We start from the raw sequence: 17,380 nt of genomic DNA, 5'->3' as shown, positions 1-17,380 counted from the left end.
TTGTGAAATGTCTTTGGGCTTTCTTCATTCCAAGCTCGCCTCGTCGTCGGGTTCTTGCAAGGAGTCTTCGGCACCCGGGGCGGGGGTTGGTGGCTGCCGGAACCTGATTGGGTTTGCCGTGTAGGCGGTGATCAGTACTCTGCGGCCTTCGGCGCGGATCGCGACGGCGGTGCCATTGCGAACCGTTGCGGGAGTGTGCAATCCGATCCCGGAATGCCGGTGGACGGTGTTGTAATAGGTGAAGAATGCCCGGCAGAACCGATCGGCTTCGCGGACCGAGGCAAACGTTCGGCCCGCATGTGCACGGCGTCGACGAGGCGGTCGTTGTGTACGAACCGTGTGTGCATGGTCTTCACCTTGCCGGACTGGCGGGTGATCGGGGAGGTCTCGGCATAGTTCTTGCGGGACTTGGCGTCGCGTGCGCCTCGGAGCGTCCCCGAACTCGGCGAGCACCCAGGCGCCGGTGATCGGCCCCACGCCAGGCAGGCTGAGGTAGATCTCAACGTCCGGGTGCCGGCCAAAACACGCCTTCACCTCGGTGGGGTCGACGCGAGCGCGGTTCCGGGATTTCACCTGGTCCTTTTTCTTCGTGCCGCCTCCCGAACCGGATGTGCGAGTTGGCCCCGCATCCGGCTCTCCACAAGTCCCACTGGGTATTTCGATTCCTCAGTTGGCCACGGGCCAGGGCGAAGGGATCATCGATCCGCGGGGTCGATAACGAGTTGTCGTCACCGCCCCGGGGTTGAACAGCACGACCTCTTCATCCCTGGGCAACCATGCGCCGTCACAGTAACGGCGGCGCAGTTCATTCCAATCGATGCGGGGGTGTTTGCGCCGCAGCCATCCGAAGACCTGCTGGACGTTGGTGACGGCGTGGCGAGCTGACATGACGAATGCCTCCAGGTGAGATGCGAGCTGTCTAGGAACGCACTCACCTGGAGGTATTCGTGTCCACCGTACCCCGCTGACGGAGTTGGGTCGTTTGCGTCTTGCTCGTTGTGTCGTCGATGACAAGTGGCCGTTGCGACGAGCCGCCGAACGATTCCAGGTCTCGGCCACCACAGCGCTGCGGTGCTGCGGAAACCACCGAACTTACAAACATTCCAGCGGTAGTAGGACCGCAGGTAGCTTTCACCCCGCACTGACGACCACGCGCATTCCACCAGCACCGCTCGAGATACTGATTGCCCTTGCGGCGTTGGCCGTGCGCTCGCTTGCCCGCGGATTCGTGGTTACCCGGACAGCCCGGTCCACGATGCCACAGCCTGAACCAGGCAGTCCAGGGCACGGGGCCGGCGCGGGTACCACGGCGGTGGCGTTCGATCTCCAGCAGCCCGGCCAGGTACTCGGCGGTGATCTCGCTGATGGGCAGCACAGCCTCTTATGTCATGTGCACGATGCGCAGAACCTCGATGAAGTCGATCTTTGGAAGGATCGCCTGCGTACCCGAGGTTCTGCGCTTCCTCGTTGCACCCCAACAACTTCCGACGTGTCACCAGGCTATCGCACCCGCAACGCCGTTACTAGGAAAGTCTCAATGTGCAAGTGTTTCTTTCGTGTTCAGTCCGGCGCCTGTGATAGCTCGGACCTGTAGCTCGTCGAACTTCGCGTCTTCTGACTTCTCACGGCTGATCAGGCTGCCGATGATGCAGCCGAGGAATCCTGCGGGCACCGAAAATAGGATCGGGAATGCCAGAGGGAAGGGTGCGGAGGTTGATAGTGAATCGGACAAGAAGGGAGCGAGGCTCGGCCAGACGAGAGGTCCGGTGACGATGAGCGCCAGGGAGGTGCTCAGTCCTGACAGTGCGCCGACGACCGCACCGAGTGTACGCATGCGCCGCCACAACAGGGTCATGATGAGCACCGGGAAGTTTGCGCTTGCCGCGGTGGTGGTGGCGAGTGTCGCCAAGAAGGTGACGTTCTGGGCGCCACCGATAATGAGTGTGATCGCCACGGTGACGATGACCAGAGACACTGCCGCAATGCGTCCGACTTTCATCTCGTCTTGTTCGGGTCGATGAAAGGTCATCGACCAAAGGTCGTGCGCGACTGCGCTTGACGCGCTGATCACCAATCCGGCGGATACCGCGAGCAGGGTCGCGATGGAGACCGCCACCACTAGGGCAAGGAGCAGATCCGCCATGAAGCCATCACCACCTCCGAGCCACACCGTGAGCGCAGGCAGAGCGAGGTTGCCGCCCTTCCCGGCGACCGCTTCTCCTTCTCGGCCGAGAGCTGCTCTGGCGGCGAGACCGAGGAAGGCGATGAGGACGTTGAATCCGCCGATGAGGCTGATAGCCCAGATCGCCGACTTGCGCGCTTGCACTGCGTCGGGAACGGTGAAAAACCGCATGAGGACGTGCGGCAAGCCGACGGCAGACAGGGTGACAGCTACAGCCATCGACACGATGTTCCAGGCGCCACCGAACGAGTTGCCGCTGGCCAAGTAGCGCTCACCGTATCCGCTCTGTTGCACTGCCTGCTCGACGATCGCGAGCGGGTTGGGGTCGATCCGAATGAGCACGAGGATCACCAGTAGCGCGACGACGGCCATGAGGGACAGAGCCTTGATGACCTGCAACCAGGTGGTTGCAAGCATGCCGCCGAACAAGACGTAGCTGAGCATGAGCACTGCCGCGACCACCACGCCCCAGGAGAAGTCGATTCCAGCGAGCACCTCCATGAGCACCCCCCCGGTCACCAGCTGGGCCAGGAGATAGAAGATGCAGATGAACAGCGTGGAGATCGCGGAGACCACTCGTACCGGACCGGATCTCAATCGGGTGGCGAGCGCGTCAGCGAAGGTGAACCGTCCCAAATTGCGCAACTTCTCCGCAATGAGGAAGAGCACCATCAGGAAGATGCCACAAGCGAAGATGGCGTAGATGATGCCATCCATCCCGAACATGTAGGCGAGGCCGGCGTATCCGAGGAGGGATGAGGAGGAAAGGAAGTCACCGGCGATGGCGACACCGTTCTTGCGGCCGGAGATTCCGCCGCCTGCGGTCCAGAATTCTGCCGAAGTGCGAGTGCGGCGTGAGGCGAAATATGTGGCGACAAGGGTGGTGCCGAGCAGCAGCGCAGTGACTATGACAGCCGTGGTGTTGAAACCATTAGACATGGTGGGTCTCCTCGATCGGATCGTGGCCGCCGGCGAACGTGAGTGCTTCCGCTGCAAGTACGTCCCAGCGCCGGGAACGACGTACGTACCAGGCGCTGAGCGCCATGACGACCACGACGTATGACAATGCAAGGATCAGGCCGACGCTCAGCCCTGGGACCGGTCGCTGCGCGGTGACGCCAGGCGCGAAGGCGGTGACTCCCAACAACGCACAGAAGAACAGAGCGAAGATCGGCCAGGCTAGGAGGAAGAAGTCGCGGCGATCGCGACGGAGACGGAGCATCGCTGGACTACTCCAGAGCCGACTCCAGTCAACGCTGGGCTCGGTGGGAAACATCAGTGGTTTCTCTCTCGTGTGAAGGGAAGGATTTGACGAAGGTGTCGAGGATCGTTGCTTGGTCAGCTCTGCGACCCCAGTCGGACATCAGGTGATCGTGGCGGCGATCTCGTCATCGGTCGCTCGGGCGAACTCTCGTAGCCGCTCACTGGTTACCGGATTCGTGGTGATGTAGTTGCATCAGCTCCTCGATGCTCCTATGCATTCGGCTGCCGCGGCATCGTCTCGGCGCGCTGACCGTTTACATTCGGTCACCGGCGTTCACGTTGGTTGTTCCGAAGTGGAACAACTGGCGGCTTGGGCCATCCGTCACTATGGGTGAAATCCCCGGATGGCTGCGCCTGGCGACCGTGTCGGACTGCTTTCTCGAATAAGGTCAGCGGCTACGCGACGGCTGATCACATGCGCACAGAGCTGGTGGCCGCCAGGCAATGCGTGGGCGGAGTTGTTCAACGGAACCCTGAAGAACGAGCGCATCAACCGCATTTAATATCCTGAACGCGAAAGCGCGAGGAAGGATACCCCGCCTATATCGAGTTGCGGTACACCGGATTCGACTTCATTCCAGAACCGACTACTGGATGTCGAATGAGATAGAGTCAGAGTGATTTGAGTGGAACAAGAAATATCGAGAAAGAAAAATCTCGCTGTCCGAAAATTTTCCAGCACCTCAGAAGGTGCATTGGCAGTGGTTTGTGGTGTCGTGCGACAAGCCAGAATGTGCCGCCGGAAGATCGCCTTGATGCAGGTTTCGAAGACTACCTCAGGGCCCGGCCATCGATGCCGAGTTGCCTCAGTGTCATCGTGATATATATCTCGACTGTATCATCGAGTGACTTCGACCCTTGCGGTTTGTACCACGATGCGACATGTGCGCCTTGCGCAAGAATCGAATAGGCCTGCATTTTGGCGTCCAGAACATCTGCGCCCGTATTCTTTGCCAGGTCGTCGACGAGCTGAATAAGCAATTGCTCGTATTCGACCCTCCTGGCAAGGACCTTTTCGAGATCACCGCCGCTAAGCGAACGTAGTTCAGAATTGCCGATGAATACCTCTCGCGCGTGCTCAGCGTGATACCGGATATGGAAGTCGATGATCGCCTTCAAGCGTTCCGGCGCTCCGCCGACAACCCCGTCGAGCACGGCGTTCGCCGAGTCGAGAAGTTCATCCATGACGGACAACATGATCTCGGCCAGCAATTCGTCTTTGCTGTTGATGTGATTATAGATACTGCTGACCTGGATGCCGACCTCGTTGGCAATGGCGCGAATCGACGTGGCTTTGTACCCGTGGGCATAGAAAAGGCGAACCGCAGCTTCTCGGATGGCGGCATTGGTGCGCACTCCCCCTCTCGTTACCCGAGTCATCGTGTCCTTCCGCTGTTCGGGACGGCACCGAATCGAGTGCCACCCGTGGTCTGAGACCAATGTTACGTCAGTGGTACCCGCTCCTGGAGCGGTGGAGCGTGATGTTCGACGAGAGCCGCTCCGAGATCAGCGGCCCTGCAAAGTGCCCGTCACGCTGGGCCTTTGCCCGCTGGGATGGGACTGCACCTTGTGACCCCGGCAAGCGTTCCAAATCGGAACAACCGTGCGCACGCTCGCAGGCGCAGAGTGAGTGCACTCGAGTACGAATTCCTCGATTCCGGGCCAAGAATACACGGGTAACGAATAGGAGTATCGATATGTCTACCGGTTCCGCCTTCCCGCAGAGCGCGACTTCGCCGGAGTCCGACTTTCTTCGGGACCTCTATGCCGACTGGGATCGGATCCTCAACAGCACTCCCGAATTGACGACGCGGCTCCTTCGGAGCATTTTCGACGAATGGCACCAGCCGACCAGAGAGCCCGAAGAGGTCGCCTACAAAGAAGACGTCGTCGGAGGCGTTCCCGGTATCTGGGCACTACCGATAGGAGCCGATAGGTCCAAAGTCCTGCTGTATACCCACGGTGGCGGGTTCGCTGTGGGTTCAGCCGCGAGCCATCGCAAGCTGGCCGGTCATGTCGCCAAAGCCCTCGGTGCTACCGCATTCGTCCTCGACTACCGGCGCGCACCGGAGCATCCGCACCCGGCTCAACTCGAGGACGGCGTTGCGGTCTTCGAAGCCCTCATCACCGCGGGAATCGCTCCGAGCGATATCACGACGATCGGCGACTCGGCCGGCGGAAACCTCGCCGTTGGTATCCCCCTCGCGCTCCGGCAAAAGGGCCGCCCCATGCCGGGGCAGGTAATCGCCTTGTCGCCATGGCTGGATATGGAAAACAAGGGCGAAACCCTTGTTACCAACAACGATACCGATGCTCTCATCACGGTGCCGTTGCTCGAAGGAATGATCGCCGGTGTTCTCGGCGACGTTGTTCGACCCGATAATCCCCTGGCCAATCCATTGCATGCTGAGTTCACCGGGTTTCCCCGGCTGTACATTGCTGCTGGCTCCGTTGAATCGCTGCTGGACAACGCCACTCGGCTGGCCGACCGAGCCAAAGCAGCAGGTGTCGATGTGACTCTGTCGATCGCCGAGGGGATGCAGCACGTTTATCCATTCTTGGCCGGCCGTGCGCCCGAGGCGGATGAAGAAATCCGGCGCATTGCCCAGTGGTACCACGTCTGATGTTCCGACCAAGCTGATATTCATATTCCGAGCACCACAAGGAGTTACACCCATGACCAGCCCGGACGCCAGGACTGAATACGACGCCATCGTGATCGGTACCGGATTCGGTGGAATCTATATGCTGCACAAGCTCCGCAACGAACTCGGCCTATCGGTCAGGGCGTTCGACCGCGCCGGAGGAGTCGGCGGGACCTGGTATTGGAATCGATACCCAGGGGCGCTGTCCGACACCGAAGGATTCGTGTATCGCTATTCCTTCGACAAGGACCTGTTGCAGGAGTCGCAGTGGAAGACCAGGTACCTGAAGCAACCAGATATCTTGGCATATCTGGAGGGCGTGGTAGACCGGAACAACCTGGCCCAGGACATCCAGCTGAACACAGGTGTCGAATCTGCCCACTTCGACGAGTCATCCGGAAAGTGGCGTATAGGCACCGATACCGGCGAGACCTTCACCGCGAAATATCTCGTCACCGCGCTCGGGCTGCTGTCGGCAACAAACCTGCCGAACATCAAGGGTAGGGAGTTGTTCGAAGGCGACGTGTACCATTCTGGCGCCTGGCCTGATTACCATGATTTCAGCGGAAAGCGCGTCGGTGTGATCGGCACCGGCTCCACAGGAATTCAGATCATCACCGCTATCGCCCCGTATGTCGAGCACCTGACGGTCTTCCAGCGTTCACCGCAGTACAGTGTGCCGGCCGGGAACGGAGCGCTCGGAGGCGAGGTTGTCGAAGCTTTCAAGGCCAACTACGACAAGATCTGGGATAACGTCCGGTCTTCCGCGGTGGCCTTCGGATTCAAAGAAAGCGATATCCCCGCGATGAGCGTGCCCGAGGCGGAAAGGAGGAGAGTCTTCCAGGAAGCGTGGGACATCGGAGGCGGCTTCCGATTCATGTTCGGAACCTTCAGCGATATTGCGACCGATCCCCAAGCGAACGAGGCAGCAGCCTCCTTCATCCGCAGCAAGATCGCAGAGATCGTGGACGATCCGGAGACCGCACGGAAGCTCACACCCACCGACCTGTATGCCAAGCGTCCTATCTGCGACTCCGGGTATTACGCGACATTCAATCGCGACAATGTTTCGCTCGTGTCCATCAAGGAAACGCCGATCGCAGAAATGACTCCACGAGGAGTTCGCACCGAGAACGGCGTCGAACATGAACTCGATGTTCTGGTGTTCGCCACCGGTTTCGACGCCGTCGACGGCAACTACACTCGCATGGACATCCGGGGACGAGCGGGGAAGTCGATCAACGCACACTGGCAGGCCGGACCCACCAGCTATCTCGGAGTTTCCACCACGGGCTTCCCCAACATGTTCATGATTCTGGGGCCCAACGGTCCGTTCACCAACCTGCCGCCGAGCATCGAGGCCCAGGTCGAGTGGATCTCCGATCTGATCGGCAGCGCCGAACGCTCGGCGGTCGCGACGGTCGAGCCTGTCGAGGAAGCAGAAACGTCCTGGACGGGTGCTTGCCAAGAGATCGCCGACATGACGCTGTTCCCCAGGGCGGAGTCCTGGATCTTCGGGGCGAACATTCCCGGCAAGACCAATACCGTGATGTTCTATCTCGCGGGACTCGGCAACTACCGCGCCAAGCTCGCAGAAGTCGCCCGCAACGGCTACGAGGGCTTCGACCTGAGGTCCGCCGAACTTGCGCACCAATCTTGACCCTGCGCACCACCACTCATGCCGCGGCGCCGGTCATCGAGGTGCAACCTCCGATGGCCGGCGCCGTCGGCCCAGTGCCCTGACTTCGTGGCCTGCGTGCCGAGAATCGGCATCAGCGGCCGCGCGCCACAGATGAGCGGTCCCTCGTTCGTCCAGGGGGACACGCTCAGCCCTTGGGGCTGGTGAAAGTCACCGTAGTCTCAGGGAGATCTGTTCTGCTACGCAGACGGGCTTGGGTGCGCCGTCGCCCTCGATGACATATCGCAAGGCAAGCTGTGCCCCGCTGTGGACATCCTTGACATCGAGGATCTCGGCAGTCGCTCGCACGCGGGAATTGCTGGGGCAGTCCGGTGGCGATGCGATGCCCAGTAGCCCGACAGTTGTCCCGCCGCGTGGTCGTCCAACTCGATTCTGACCGTGCCTTCGACGACATGGCCAGAGTTCGCGGACCTCCTAAGCTCGCCCGGACCTGCCTCGGTTGTCGTGCGCTGTTAGGTCGGGCCGCGAAGTCGCCGCGATAGTTCGCCATGCTTGTCGCGAGCGTCGAGCGGGTTGCCGAGTGTGCTGTCCAGGGCAGTGGCTGTGGTGACGAGAACCGTTGTGGCATAGGCGCGGTAGGCCGAGTGGAACTGTCGCACATGCTCCAGCGTGGTGGCCCGGCCTGTCCTGTGCGAGCCGAGTCTCGGTAAGGCCGTCGAGCCGCTCCCCGGCCTTTCGAGGGTCTGTTCGCTCAGCGGCGGCAACGCCTCGGACAGAATCTGCGGGAGTCGGCCCTCATCGATGCGATTGCCGACATCGGGAGCCCGCAGGGTGTGTGCAGCAGCTGCATCAGTCCGGTGAACCGATCCCACCTCGCTGTGCAGGCCGAACACCTTGCCGCGTACGGACTCTCGATGCTGCTCAGCGGTGCTCAGATAGTGCGCGCCGAGAAGCTCGCTCAGGGTGTCTGAATGTCGGCTCCCGATCTTCGTGGTGTGGAGCAAGGTGGACACGGTCATACCCGAATCCACCTCGATGTCGCTGCAGACCGCCCTTGGTGACCCAAGCACCATCACCGTGCCCGGCGGGCATACCTGGCTCATATACGACCCACACGCCTTCGGCGAACTCATCACCAACGTGATCCGCGAACCAGTCATCGGCCCCGACGCCACCGCCGCGCGACCTGCGGCGGCAGAACGATTACCGACAGCAAATAGCCAGCAGCAGGGCCCCGTCCTGCCCTGAGCTCGTCACTGGTCATCCATCGCTCAGGCCGTGCGTTGCCGGGACGGCCGTCGCCGCAGAAAAAGAGCAAATGGGCCACATGATCTCGACACCCATGGTGAATCCGGCATCTCTCGGCGACCACTCGATATTCAGCTCGCGGTCGACTCGGTCGGGTACGGCAATACGGCCTTCGGCCGCGCGGCCGCCATAGCTGAGATCCCGGCCGGATTCCAATTGGTCGGCGAGCCGGCGCAGCTCGATCGCGAGCTGGCCGCGGGTGAGAGTTCGCCGATCCCGATAGATCTTGCGATTTGGCATGCCCCTCAGCGCACCACAACCATCGCCTCGTCAGACAGGGCCGAACTACCCGCGACCCGTGCAGGAAGTCCACAGTCGATCGGAACTTCCATGTACAGAACGAATGCAGGCCCAGGGAGCCGGACCGGCAGCCGTCTTCCCCGTGCTATAGAACCGCGGCCTCGCTTTCGGTCGGCATTACATCCGATGCGCCCAGTCCCGGTGCCTCGAACTGGTGTAATTCTGCCAATCGGCCAAGTACCGAAGTTCCCGCCCGCAGTGCCGGCGTAGCCCGGCCCGACTGCGTCGTCGGTCAGCACCCTGACGGTTGATACGCGCTGAAAAGTGCGGAAGATGAGGGTTCGAAGGTCCCTGAAAGTCCTGGTCGAAAGGCTCTTACCCGCCGTTGAACACGTGTTTAACCATTGACGTGCGTTTAAGGGAGCAGCCGTATGGAAACGACCTCCGAGGATTTGAGTACGCGCGCACGCATCCGCGATGCCGCGATCTTTGTCTTCGGTGTATCTGGGTTGCTCACCGATAATCGTCGTCGTGAACGTGCGATTGGCTGAGCCCGACTACCAGTTGGTGTGGCAACGAACCTTGTTTGTCGCCGAGGCGTCGAAGCTGCTCAACGCACGCCAACATCCAGATTGGGATGATCGTTGTGCACTGTTGCTGACCGGTGCGTTCGTCAGCGATCACATCGGAGGCCCTGTCGCCGATTTCCAGAGATTCCTGCCGAATCAGTTGATCCTCGGGGCGCGCAGAGCACAGGCGCATGGCGCAGCGGTAGAGGTTCCTCGAAGACTTGATGGCGAGCCACACCAACATCGCCGCTGCCCTGAGACATCACGCCTACGACTTCGACCGGCCCGTCACGCTCCTGCTGACCACCGGAAGGGCTCCTTCGACGACCCCTATGACTGTGATCCAAGTCACTATGCACAGATTCCGCTCTCGGTATTGTGCACTTTCGTTGTTGACGGCCCAGCCGATGTCCGAGAAGCTAAGGCCTGCTAAAGCCTCCGAACCGGAACAAATCCACACATCCTCAATCCGTTCACCCGCCCGAAGGTAATGACCTTCGAGGAAGGGGCGGACTCCAGCATCTTTCCAATCTTAGGATTGACCCTTTTCAGAGCGGAGATAGTTATGCAGGCAGACACCCGCCGTGCATCACGAACTGGGAATGAAAACCCTCCCACGCTGAGGTCCCTGCCGAGGAAGACCCGACGAGTCATGAATGCCGCAGCACTCGGATTCTACGTCGACGTCATCGATATCTACCTTCCCACTGTGGTTCTCGCACCCGCCATCATCTTTTTTGCCCCACCCGACAGCAGTTTGGCGACGAGCACCACGATGTTCTACATCATTTTCGCCGCCACCTTGTTGGCACGTCCGTTCGGCGCAGTTGTATTCGGTCACATCGCCGACACGGTGGGTCGTCGACGCTCAGTGTCGATTGCGATTCCCTGCGTGGCTGCACTGACATTAGCGATGGCAGCACTTCCGGGATATTCCAGCATCGGAATAGTCGCTTACGTCCTGATGCTAGCCGTCCGATTCATGGGCGGTTTCTTCATGGGAGGTGCAACGGCTGGTCTCCCGGCACTGGCAATGGAGTCGTCACCCAAAAATTTGCGTGGAGTCGTCGGCGCATACACGAACATCGGATATCCGCTCGGTGCGGCGACGATCTCTGTTGCCGCCGCGATTGTGCTTCATTACCTGCCGGCCAACGGAATTGGCTCTTCCTATGTACAGTGGGGCTGGCGGATGCCCTTTGTACTCGGTGCCGTCGCAACGCTGGGCTTCCTGATCTACTTCCGAAAAGTTGTCACGGAATCACTGCCTGCTGAGTCGCAAGAGAAGGGCACTACTCCCCGGCGCCGACCACTCATGGAACTCACTCGAGGGCAGAACCGCAGATCGCTGATTCATATCTTCATAATGATGTCGGGGGTGTGGCTCGGCTTCCATGCCATCTCGTCTGCTGTCCCCGGCGTTCTGGTCAACTATCTTGGCCAATCGGCCTCGACAGTAAGCCAAGGACTGGTCGCGGCCAACATTATTCTCGCCTTCTGCTACTTCGGTTACGGCGCACTTGGTCAACGCATCGGCCGTAGAAAAGTACTCATGTGGGCCGGAGTATCAGTGACGACGTTAGGGGCATCCCTCTATGCGGTTGCCCTGTTAAATGCCTCGAATGGCGGTTCCGGTGTAGTCACGATGGCCTTGATCGGTATCTGTATCATCTTGGCAGCAGGCATCTTTCCGGTATCGGTGACGTACATCACCGAGCGCTTTCCGACAAGCGTGCGAGCTACCGGATTCGCTGTTGGTTATTCCGTGGCGACCATGCTTCCCGCTCTGTACAGCTTCTACATGCTCGGCCTCGAATTCTTGGTTCCCTATTCGTACACCCCGGTGATTCTCGTCGTTATTGCCGGCTGTTTGACGACCTACGGCGCTTGGATGGGGCCGGAAACACGAGATGTTGACTTGGATTCGGTAGGCACCGATCTCGGTGGAACAGCTTCACTGACAATCAATACGGATGACCTTCAAGCCGGAGAGGTGCTACAGAGGTGAATGCCAACGCTGTATGGACTTTGTCCGCAAACGAAATCGCCAATTCCGTCCGTCGACGGGATCTCAGTGCCAGTGAAGTCTTGGAATCTCACATCGATCGTATCGAGAGCGTAGACAGCGCTGTCAACGCTCTGCCCGTTCTGTTGCTCGACGAGGCTCGCGCTGCAGCAAACGCAATCGATGCAGACGCCGCGAAACGCTCAGGACTTTTGGCCGGGGTGCCGGTAGTGGTCAAAATCAACACTGCGGTAGCCGGACAACCAAATACAAACGGGTGTCCAGGCTTAACCGGGAAGGTTGAGGAAGAAGATTCCTGGGTTGTTGCGTCACTTCGCCGTCAAGGTGCCGTCGTCGTCGGCATGGCGAATGCGCCGGAATTCTCGCTTCGGTGGCATACCTCGAATCCGCTGTACGGTGCCACCGTCAACCCTCATGTACCGGACCGAGTCGCCGGCGGATCAAGTGGTGGTTCTGCCGCCGCAGTCGCAACCGGCATGGTGCCTTTGGCCCACGGCAACGATCAGGGTGGATCATTACGGCATCCAGCTTCTTGCTGCGGAGTTGTCGGACTGCGGCCGACTATCGGGCTCACTCCTACAGATGGGGCTCGAAATAGTTTCGGTGCGAAACTCTTCGGTGCCGAGGGCGTGATCTCGCGCAACGCCAAAGATGCCGAACTCGGCTTACGTTCGATGATCTCCGCGCGCCCCCGTGGGTTTCCGGCGCCGGAACTTCCCGAGGCTACTCCGGATTCGAAGCGGCTACGTATCGGCGTGATCGCGGAGCCGGGCGGCGCAGTGTCATCAGAAGTGACGGCAGCGCTCGAGAAAGCCTGCGCCGTGTTCGAGAGGTCCGGCGCAGAGGTGGAGTATGTCGACCCGGCGTGGATTCGCGACTTGGAACAGACCCGCGGATCCATCGTCTACCACGAGACCAAGACGCAATGGAAAGCGAAGCGTCTCTTGGCCGATCCGGATACGACATTGCGTTCACTGGAATACATGGAGAGCTACTTCTCGACCTCCGGACTCCTCACCGACTATCTGAGCGCACTGAATCGACTGACAGAGCTCACCACGCGCTGGCATGAGTTTGCATCCGAATACGACGCTATCGTCGGGCCGGTCAGCATCGAACCACCGTTCGAGGTCGAGATGGATACAGCCGGTGAATCTCGTGCGCATCAGGTCATAGACTCGATGCGCTTCGTTACGGCTATTTCAGCGACAGGCTCTCCTGTCGTGTCCGCTCCGGTGATGCGAACAGCTGCCGGTCCTCTCGGTATTCAAATTGTGGCTCCACTTTGGCACGATTACCGTTGTCTGAAGATCGCCGGAATCCTTGAGCGGGAAATCGGATCTGTGGCTCCCATCGATCCGTCTCCTGTCTCGATTACACAGACTGTCTGAAGGCTGCGCCCACGCTTCGCTGACCCCTCTTCGACCCGACTCGAGATCCTTTCCCGAGCCGGGTCGAAGAAGCGTCATGCCCGTGCGAAACCCGAAGTGCCTCAAACTTCGTCGGCGCCGGACGTTAAGCGAGACGAGACGAGATGGGATCGTCACCGGCAAACGTTTCGGCAAGTCCTGTCAGATCACCGAGTCGTCAATCCAATTCGCATCACCACTTCAAGATTGACGGCCCCCTGCCCCTACCTCCAGATCGCGTCAGTGGATTCAAGCTGAAAAGCTGCTGGTGCCCCGCGCATGACTTTTGCGGAACGGCGCCACCATCAATCGATCGGCGCCCATCTGTCGCAATGCACCGAGCATGGCTGTCGCGAACGAGATGATCAGGAAGATGTTGAAGGGCTCTCTGGCGGCGATCAGGCTGCCGTTGAAGAGCGCCGCCGGACCCGTGACGAGACTTCCGGAAAATACGAATGCGGTGAAAAAGCGCCGAGCACTGCGGGGACAACGATGTTCTTTCGCATCAGCATTGTGGCGAGAATGATGATGATTCCTGCGAGGTAGACCCAGTGTGCGGCGGTCAGATGTACTTCCACGTTGTGCCCCTCGAGGACTGAGTTCAGAGTGCGTTCACGACCTGGTTCGATGGTGCGCGGGTCGTATCAAGGGGTCAACGGCCAGTCTGCACACGCTCCGATGAGGCCAAGCGTGCAATGTGTCGGATATTTCATTCGGAGCGCTACCGTGGCGAATATGTTGAGGATCTGGATTGGACCATATCGAAGTATTTGATATATGGTTAGCCTCACCTACATAGTTATTCGGTTCCTGTCGGCACGGCATATCGGGGCGATCTCCCAGCGTTATAGAAACGGAAAAGACATAATGCGTTCGAAGCTCGATTCGGCTGATGGGACAACTCATTCGGCGACCGACCGCGGCATCGGGACCAGTCCGGCGCTCGCTGCGCTCCTGATCGGAACGTTTGTCGGCACCGTCAGCAACAACATCGTCAACGTCCCGCTCAATGCGATCCTGGATGAGTACGACGCATCCCTCGGCAGTGGGATCTTCGTAGTAGTCGGTTTCTTGCTGACCTTCGCAGCAGCAATGCCGTTGGCAGGTTGGATCGGAGATCGATTCGGTCGACGGCGTGTGTACTGCGGGGCCCTGCTGGGTTCAGCGGTGTGCTCGCTCGGTGCTGCGTTGGCCCCCACGTTGCCGGTTCTGGTCGCATGGCGTTCGTTGGGCGGTTTGGCTGCGGCTGCCTTCGCGCCCGCCGTGATGGGCCTTATCGCTTGGCTGTTCGGTCCCGCTCGCCGAGCGCGTGCCGTCGGAGCCTGGGCTGCTGTTAACGGTCTCGGTCAAGCGGTGGGCCCGTCGATGGGCGGCGTGATCAGTGACTGGTGGGGATGGCGTTGGACTTTCGTGCCGCTGATACCCATTGCCATCATCGGCTACCTGGCGACGATGAAGTGCGTACCGAAGTACCCGGGTCGAAGGATGACGCTCGACGGTTGGTCTGCTGCGTCACTCACCGGCGGTGCGGCGCTGATGATTCTCAGCATCACGGTAATCTCCGAAGAGGGTTTTCCGGCGTGGCTGAAGTTGATTGCACTCGGACTCGGACTTGCCCTCCTTGTGCTTTTCGTACGTCGCACTCGGCGGAGCGCGAACCCTTTCGTTCCGATCGAATTGGTACTCGAAACTCGTTTTCTCAGAAGTGCTTTCGCTGCATTCGTGCAGATGTTCGCGTTAGGGTCGACGCTGCTGGCGGTACCGCTCTACCTGACCGACGCGGGTAGTTCCACATCGCAGGCAGGATTGTTGCTGTTCGTTCTGCCCGTCACGATGACATTCGCGGCGACTGTTGTCGGACGTATCATCGACCGGGTCGGGCCTCGCATCGTCATGCGTGCCGGACTGATCATGTTGGCCTGCAGTCAAATCGGATTGGCTGCACTACTACGGCCGTCGTTGCAGCTTTCTCCTGCGGTGCTGGTGGCGATTCTGGTGGCGGCAGGGCTCGGCATCGCGATGGTGCAAACGCCGGCCGCCGCCGGGTCGACGCGATCACCGGCGGGAGCGATGGGAACTGGTCTGGGCGTGTTCAATCTGATCCGCTTCGGGGGAACCGCCGTCGGCGCAGCGTGGGTCGGCATCGCTTTGCATGCCGGTGCTGCATCCTATGCATTGCTGTTCGGTGTTGCTGCCGTGATGGTTTCGGCAGGCTTCGGCATCTCGTTCGCAGGTCGAAACCCGGTAGACGGGTAGTTCACCCGCGCGGCGATACCTCGCGGACAACGTTATCTCGAACCGTGGACAGAAGGTCGAGTCGGAGTGCCAACCAGACGATGAACTGATTCTCGGGTCGGCGAATGTCCATGCCGATGACCTTCGATGCGCGGTTGAGTTTGGAGATGACGGTATTGCGATGGATCTGCAATCGTCTGGCTGCTGCGTTCAGATTCCCGCCCACTTCGAGATAGGCGAAGAGGAACTCCTCGACGTCGTTGGCCCCGTTGCCTGCACGAAGTGGTTCGAGCACGTCAGCGATCAATCGGCGGCTTTCCTCGGTACCCGACGCAGCTTCCAGGACGCTGAAGCCGCGGAGGTCTCGATATGCGACCGACCCGGAGAGGTTGAGCCGTGTGGCTATACCGAGCGCGATCCTGGCCTCACGGTAGCTCTCGCTGATGTTCACCGCACCGTGCGCCAAGCGTCCGTGAGCAATGGGAATCGGTTGGCCCAGACGTGCTTCGAGATCACGTGCGATTTCCTCGGCATACTCCGATATCTCCAGGTCACGATCGGACCGAATTGGGCGAATCACCACCAGTACATCGCCGATGACGGTGACGTGCGATCGGACGTCAGGATGGGGGAGCACACCCGCGGCGTATCGCGCCAGACGCATCAGGCTCGGACTCGGACCGTCGTGCGAGCGTGGCGTCAGGCCTGGTGCCACGAACACCATGTAGTCCAGGTCCAGGTCGATCTCGTGCAACGCCGCCCTTGTCCGCAGATCGAGTTGGTTGGCAAAATTGTGGTGCACTAGGGCTTGGACGAAGTCGCCACGTGCGCGTTCCTCTGCTTCGTCGACGCTTCGCTGGCGCAGCATCTCCGTCCCGATAATGGTGCCTGCCTGTTCGGCTACCACCGAATACTGAGCGATATCGTGCCTGCGCGCCTTGCCTTCTCCGACGAGGACGACGATCCACCCTTCGTGACGACCGGCGAGTTGCATTGCTCCAGCAACGGCTAGTGGATAGGGCGATCCGCCCAACTCGAGAACTCTTACATCTTGACCGTGACCAACCGGTCGTTCGCTTCGCGTCGGTAGCGCCTCCGCCAGATGATTCAGTAATACAACAGAACTTTGTGACGTACTGTCTTTCAGGCCGGACGCGGCGATGAGGTCGCCGCGGACATCGAGCGCCACTGCAGGGTTGGACGTGAGCTTCGATACTTCGCGAATGAGCGTCGGCAGACCTGCGCCGCGGTGTAGCAGGGTCACCAAGGCTTGGTGAACCATCACCCCGTACCGCATCACGTGAGCCTCTTGCGTCAACGCTCGTTCGGCAAGAAGTCTGTTCATCGCGGTGAAGCCGACCGGAGAACCGATCTCGAACACCGGTACTTCGTCCGACCACCTGCTGTTCTCCGGCGCGACACCGTCGATGATCAGTACTGCTGCGCCTCGCGCGGCAAGCGAACTCAAGTTCCCACGGTAGTTCGCGAGTGCGTCCGACCGCACATACACCGCTACCTCGACAAGCGAGTCGGGGCGACTCAGCACCTCATCCCAGGGCAGGCACCAGGTTACCGGTCGGTCGAGGTGACCTTCGCCGGAGAGTATCCGCCCGTTCGCAAAGACCGGTTCTTCGAGTAGCCCTCGGATTGACAACCGCTCGGTTTCGGCATCGCCAGAATCGTTCAACGTTCGCTCACTCTCGGCCATGGCTCGAATATGCCAATTCAGAACAGTATGACCGACACAATAGCCATGCAATATGTGCACTATGACCCGAAAAGCTTCAGAAATATAGCTATTTTGCCTAGAGCAATCCGTCGTCGGCGCTGATAGAAATCCGTAATACAACCTCCAGCCGACACG

15 protein-coding genes and 2 pseudogenes are annotated in these 17,380 nt (G+C 60.0%); 7 read left to right on the top strand and 10 right to left on the bottom strand.

The window, feature by feature from the left end; all coding sequences use genetic code 11:
- Positions 1 to 24: 24 nt before the first annotated feature.
- The gene (locus AB0L63_RS29200) at positions 25 to 453 is read right to left on the bottom strand and encodes an integrase core domain-containing protein (protein WP_364507234.1); all 429 of its coding nucleotides are present in this window, start codon (positions 451 to 453) and stop codon (positions 25 to 27) included.
- Positions 454 to 666: 213 nt separating this feature from the next.
- A complete protein-coding gene (locus AB0L63_RS29195) occupies positions 667 to 888 on the bottom strand; it encodes a hypothetical protein (RefSeq protein WP_364507175.1) in 222 nt (73 codons plus the stop codon).
- Between the two features lie 55 nt (positions 889 to 943).
- Here AB0L63_RS29195 and AB0L63_RS29190 point away from each other — a divergent pair.
- Positions 944 to 1,072: pseudogene (locus tag AB0L63_RS29190) on the top strand (leucine zipper domain-containing protein); the annotation flags it as partial.
- 462 nt (positions 1,073 to 1,534) lie between these two features.
- Here AB0L63_RS29190 and AB0L63_RS29185 read toward each other — a convergent pair.
- From AB0L63_RS29185 to AB0L63_RS29175, 3 genes are all read right to left on the bottom strand, one after another.
- Positions 1,535 to 3,121, bottom strand: a complete 1,587-nt coding sequence (locus AB0L63_RS29185) for a cation acetate symporter (RefSeq protein ID WP_364507171.1) — start codon at positions 3,119 to 3,121, stop codon at positions 1,535 to 1,537.
- On the bottom strand, positions 3,114 to 3,404 hold the full coding sequence (locus AB0L63_RS29180; RefSeq protein WP_364507169.1) for a DUF485 domain-containing protein: 291 nt from the start codon (positions 3,402 to 3,404) through the stop codon (positions 3,114 to 3,116). Before AB0L63_RS29180 ends, AB0L63_RS29185 begins: the two co-directional genes overlap by 8 nt.
- Positions 3,405 to 4,216: 812 nt before the next feature.
- The gene (locus tag AB0L63_RS29175; RefSeq protein ID WP_364507166.1) at positions 4,217 to 4,801 is read right to left on the bottom strand and encodes a TetR/AcrR family transcriptional regulator; all 585 of its coding nucleotides are present in this window, start codon (positions 4,799 to 4,801) and stop codon (positions 4,217 to 4,219) included.
- A gap of 125 nt (positions 4,802 to 4,926) precedes the next feature.
- Between AB0L63_RS29175 and AB0L63_RS29170 the strand changes: the two genes are divergently transcribed.
- Both AB0L63_RS29170 and AB0L63_RS29165 read left to right on the top strand, forming a co-directional pair.
- Positions 4,927 to 6,069 (top strand): alpha/beta hydrolase, encoded by a 1,143-nt coding sequence (locus tag AB0L63_RS29170; RefSeq protein ID WP_364507231.1) that lies wholly within the window; start codon positions 4,927 to 4,929, stop codon positions 6,067 to 6,069.
- Positions 6,070 to 6,121: 52 nt separating this feature from the next.
- Positions 6,122 to 7,750 carry an NAD(P)/FAD-dependent oxidoreductase gene (locus tag AB0L63_RS29165; RefSeq protein WP_364507163.1) on the top strand — a complete coding sequence of 543 codons (1,629 nt, stop codon included), beginning with the start codon at positions 6,122 to 6,124 and terminating at the stop codon, positions 7,748 to 7,750.
- 491 nt (positions 7,751 to 8,241) lie between these two features.
- Here AB0L63_RS29165 and AB0L63_RS29160 read toward each other — a convergent pair whose 3' ends face one another.
- Positions 8,242 to 8,748, bottom strand: a complete 507-nt coding sequence (locus AB0L63_RS29160; protein ID WP_364507161.1) for a hypothetical protein — start codon at positions 8,746 to 8,748, stop codon at positions 8,242 to 8,244.
- Between the two features lie 16 nt (positions 8,749 to 8,764).
- Here AB0L63_RS29160 and AB0L63_RS29155 point away from each other — a divergent pair, with 16 nt between their 5' ends.
- Positions 8,765 to 8,977, top strand: coding sequence for a hypothetical protein (locus AB0L63_RS29155; protein WP_364507158.1), 213 nt, complete (start codon positions 8,765 to 8,767; stop codon positions 8,975 to 8,977).
- A 12-nt stretch (positions 8,978 to 8,989) separates the two neighbouring features.
- Here the strand turns inward: AB0L63_RS29155 and AB0L63_RS29150 are convergent, their stop codons facing one another.
- A complete protein-coding gene (locus AB0L63_RS29150; protein ID WP_364507156.1) occupies positions 8,990 to 9,277 on the bottom strand; it encodes a hypothetical protein in 288 nt (95 codons plus the stop codon).
- A gap of 513 nt (positions 9,278 to 9,790) precedes the next feature.
- Positions 9,791 to 10,090 (bottom strand): hypothetical protein, encoded by a 300-nt coding sequence (locus AB0L63_RS29145; RefSeq protein ID WP_364507153.1) that lies wholly within the window; start codon positions 10,088 to 10,090, stop codon positions 9,791 to 9,793.
- Positions 10,091 to 10,498: 408 nt separating this feature from the next.
- Between AB0L63_RS29145 and AB0L63_RS29140 the strand changes: the two genes are divergently transcribed.
- Both AB0L63_RS29140 and AB0L63_RS29135 read left to right on the top strand, forming a co-directional pair.
- Positions 10,499 to 11,854 carry an MFS transporter gene (locus AB0L63_RS29140; protein ID WP_364507150.1) on the top strand — a complete coding sequence of 452 codons (1,356 nt, stop codon included), beginning with the start codon at positions 10,499 to 10,501 and terminating at the stop codon, positions 11,852 to 11,854.
- Positions 11,851 to 13,263 (top strand): amidase family protein, encoded by a 1,413-nt coding sequence (locus AB0L63_RS29135; protein ID WP_364507147.1) that lies wholly within the window; start codon positions 11,851 to 11,853, stop codon positions 13,261 to 13,263. The genes AB0L63_RS29140 and AB0L63_RS29135 overlap by 4 nt, the downstream gene beginning before the upstream one ends.
- A gap of 276 nt (positions 13,264 to 13,539) precedes the next feature.
- Here the strand turns inward: AB0L63_RS29135 and AB0L63_RS29130 are convergent.
- Positions 13,540 to 13,859, bottom strand: a pseudogene (locus AB0L63_RS29130) (hypothetical protein); the annotation flags it as partial.
- 289 nt (positions 13,860 to 14,148) lie between these two features.
- On the opposite strand from AB0L63_RS29130, the gene AB0L63_RS29125 reads away from it, so the two are divergent.
- Complete coding sequence (locus AB0L63_RS29125) at positions 14,149 to 15,537, top strand: MFS transporter (protein WP_364507228.1); 1,389 nt, start codon at positions 14,149 to 14,151, stop codon at positions 15,535 to 15,537.
- Between the two features lies 1 nt (position 15,538).
- On the opposite strand, the gene AB0L63_RS29120 is transcribed toward AB0L63_RS29125, so the two are convergent.
- A complete protein-coding gene (locus AB0L63_RS29120; protein ID WP_364507226.1) occupies positions 15,539 to 17,203 on the bottom strand; it encodes a helix-turn-helix domain-containing protein in 1,665 nt (554 codons plus the stop codon).
- Positions 17,204 to 17,380 lie beyond the last annotated feature (177 nt).

Source organism: Nocardia sp. NPDC051990 (assembly GCF_040680755.1).
Classification (GTDB): Bacteria; Actinomycetota; Actinomycetes; order Mycobacteriales; family Mycobacteriaceae; genus Nocardia.
This window is presented reverse-complemented; position numbering and strand designations above follow the sequence as displayed.

Bases quoted from the DNA above. Each gene is read 5' to 3' on its own strand.
- AB0L63_RS29125 (WP_364507228.1), top strand. From the start codon at position 14,149: ATGCGTTCGAAGCTCGATTCGGCTGATGGGACAACTCATTCGGCGACC.
- AB0L63_RS29170 (WP_364507231.1), top strand. From the start codon at position 4,927: ATGTTCGACGAGAGCCGCTCCGAGATCAGCGGCCCTGCAAAGTGCCCG.
- AB0L63_RS29160 (WP_364507161.1), bottom strand. From the start codon at position 8,748: ATGACCGTGTCCACCTTGCTCCACACCACGAAGATCGGGAGCCGACAT.
- AB0L63_RS29165 (WP_364507163.1), top strand. From the start codon at position 6,122: ATGACCAGCCCGGACGCCAGGACTGAATACGACGCCATCGTGATCGGT.
- AB0L63_RS29140 (WP_364507150.1), top strand. From the start codon at position 10,499: ATGAATGCCGCAGCACTCGGATTCTACGTCGACGTCATCGATATCTAC.
- AB0L63_RS29185 (WP_364507171.1), bottom strand. From the start codon at position 3,121: ATGTCTAATGGTTTCAACACCACGGCTGTCATAGTCACTGCGCTGCTG.
- AB0L63_RS29195 (WP_364507175.1), bottom strand. From the start codon at position 888: ATGTCAGCTCGCCACGCCGTCACCAACGTCCAGCAGGTCTTCGGATGG.
- AB0L63_RS29155 (WP_364507158.1), top strand. From the start codon at position 8,765: ATGTCGCTGCAGACCGCCCTTGGTGACCCAAGCACCATCACCGTGCCC.
- AB0L63_RS29180 (WP_364507169.1), bottom strand. From the start codon at position 3,404: ATGCTCCGTCTCCGTCGCGATCGCCGCGACTTCTTCCTCCTAGCCTGG.
- AB0L63_RS29145 (WP_364507153.1), bottom strand. From the start codon at position 10,090: ATGTTGGTGTGGCTCGCCATCAAGTCTTCGAGGAACCTCTACCGCTGC.
- AB0L63_RS29150 (WP_364507156.1), bottom strand. From the start codon at position 9,277: ATGCCAAATCGCAAGATCTATCGGGATCGGCGAACTCTCACCCGCGGC.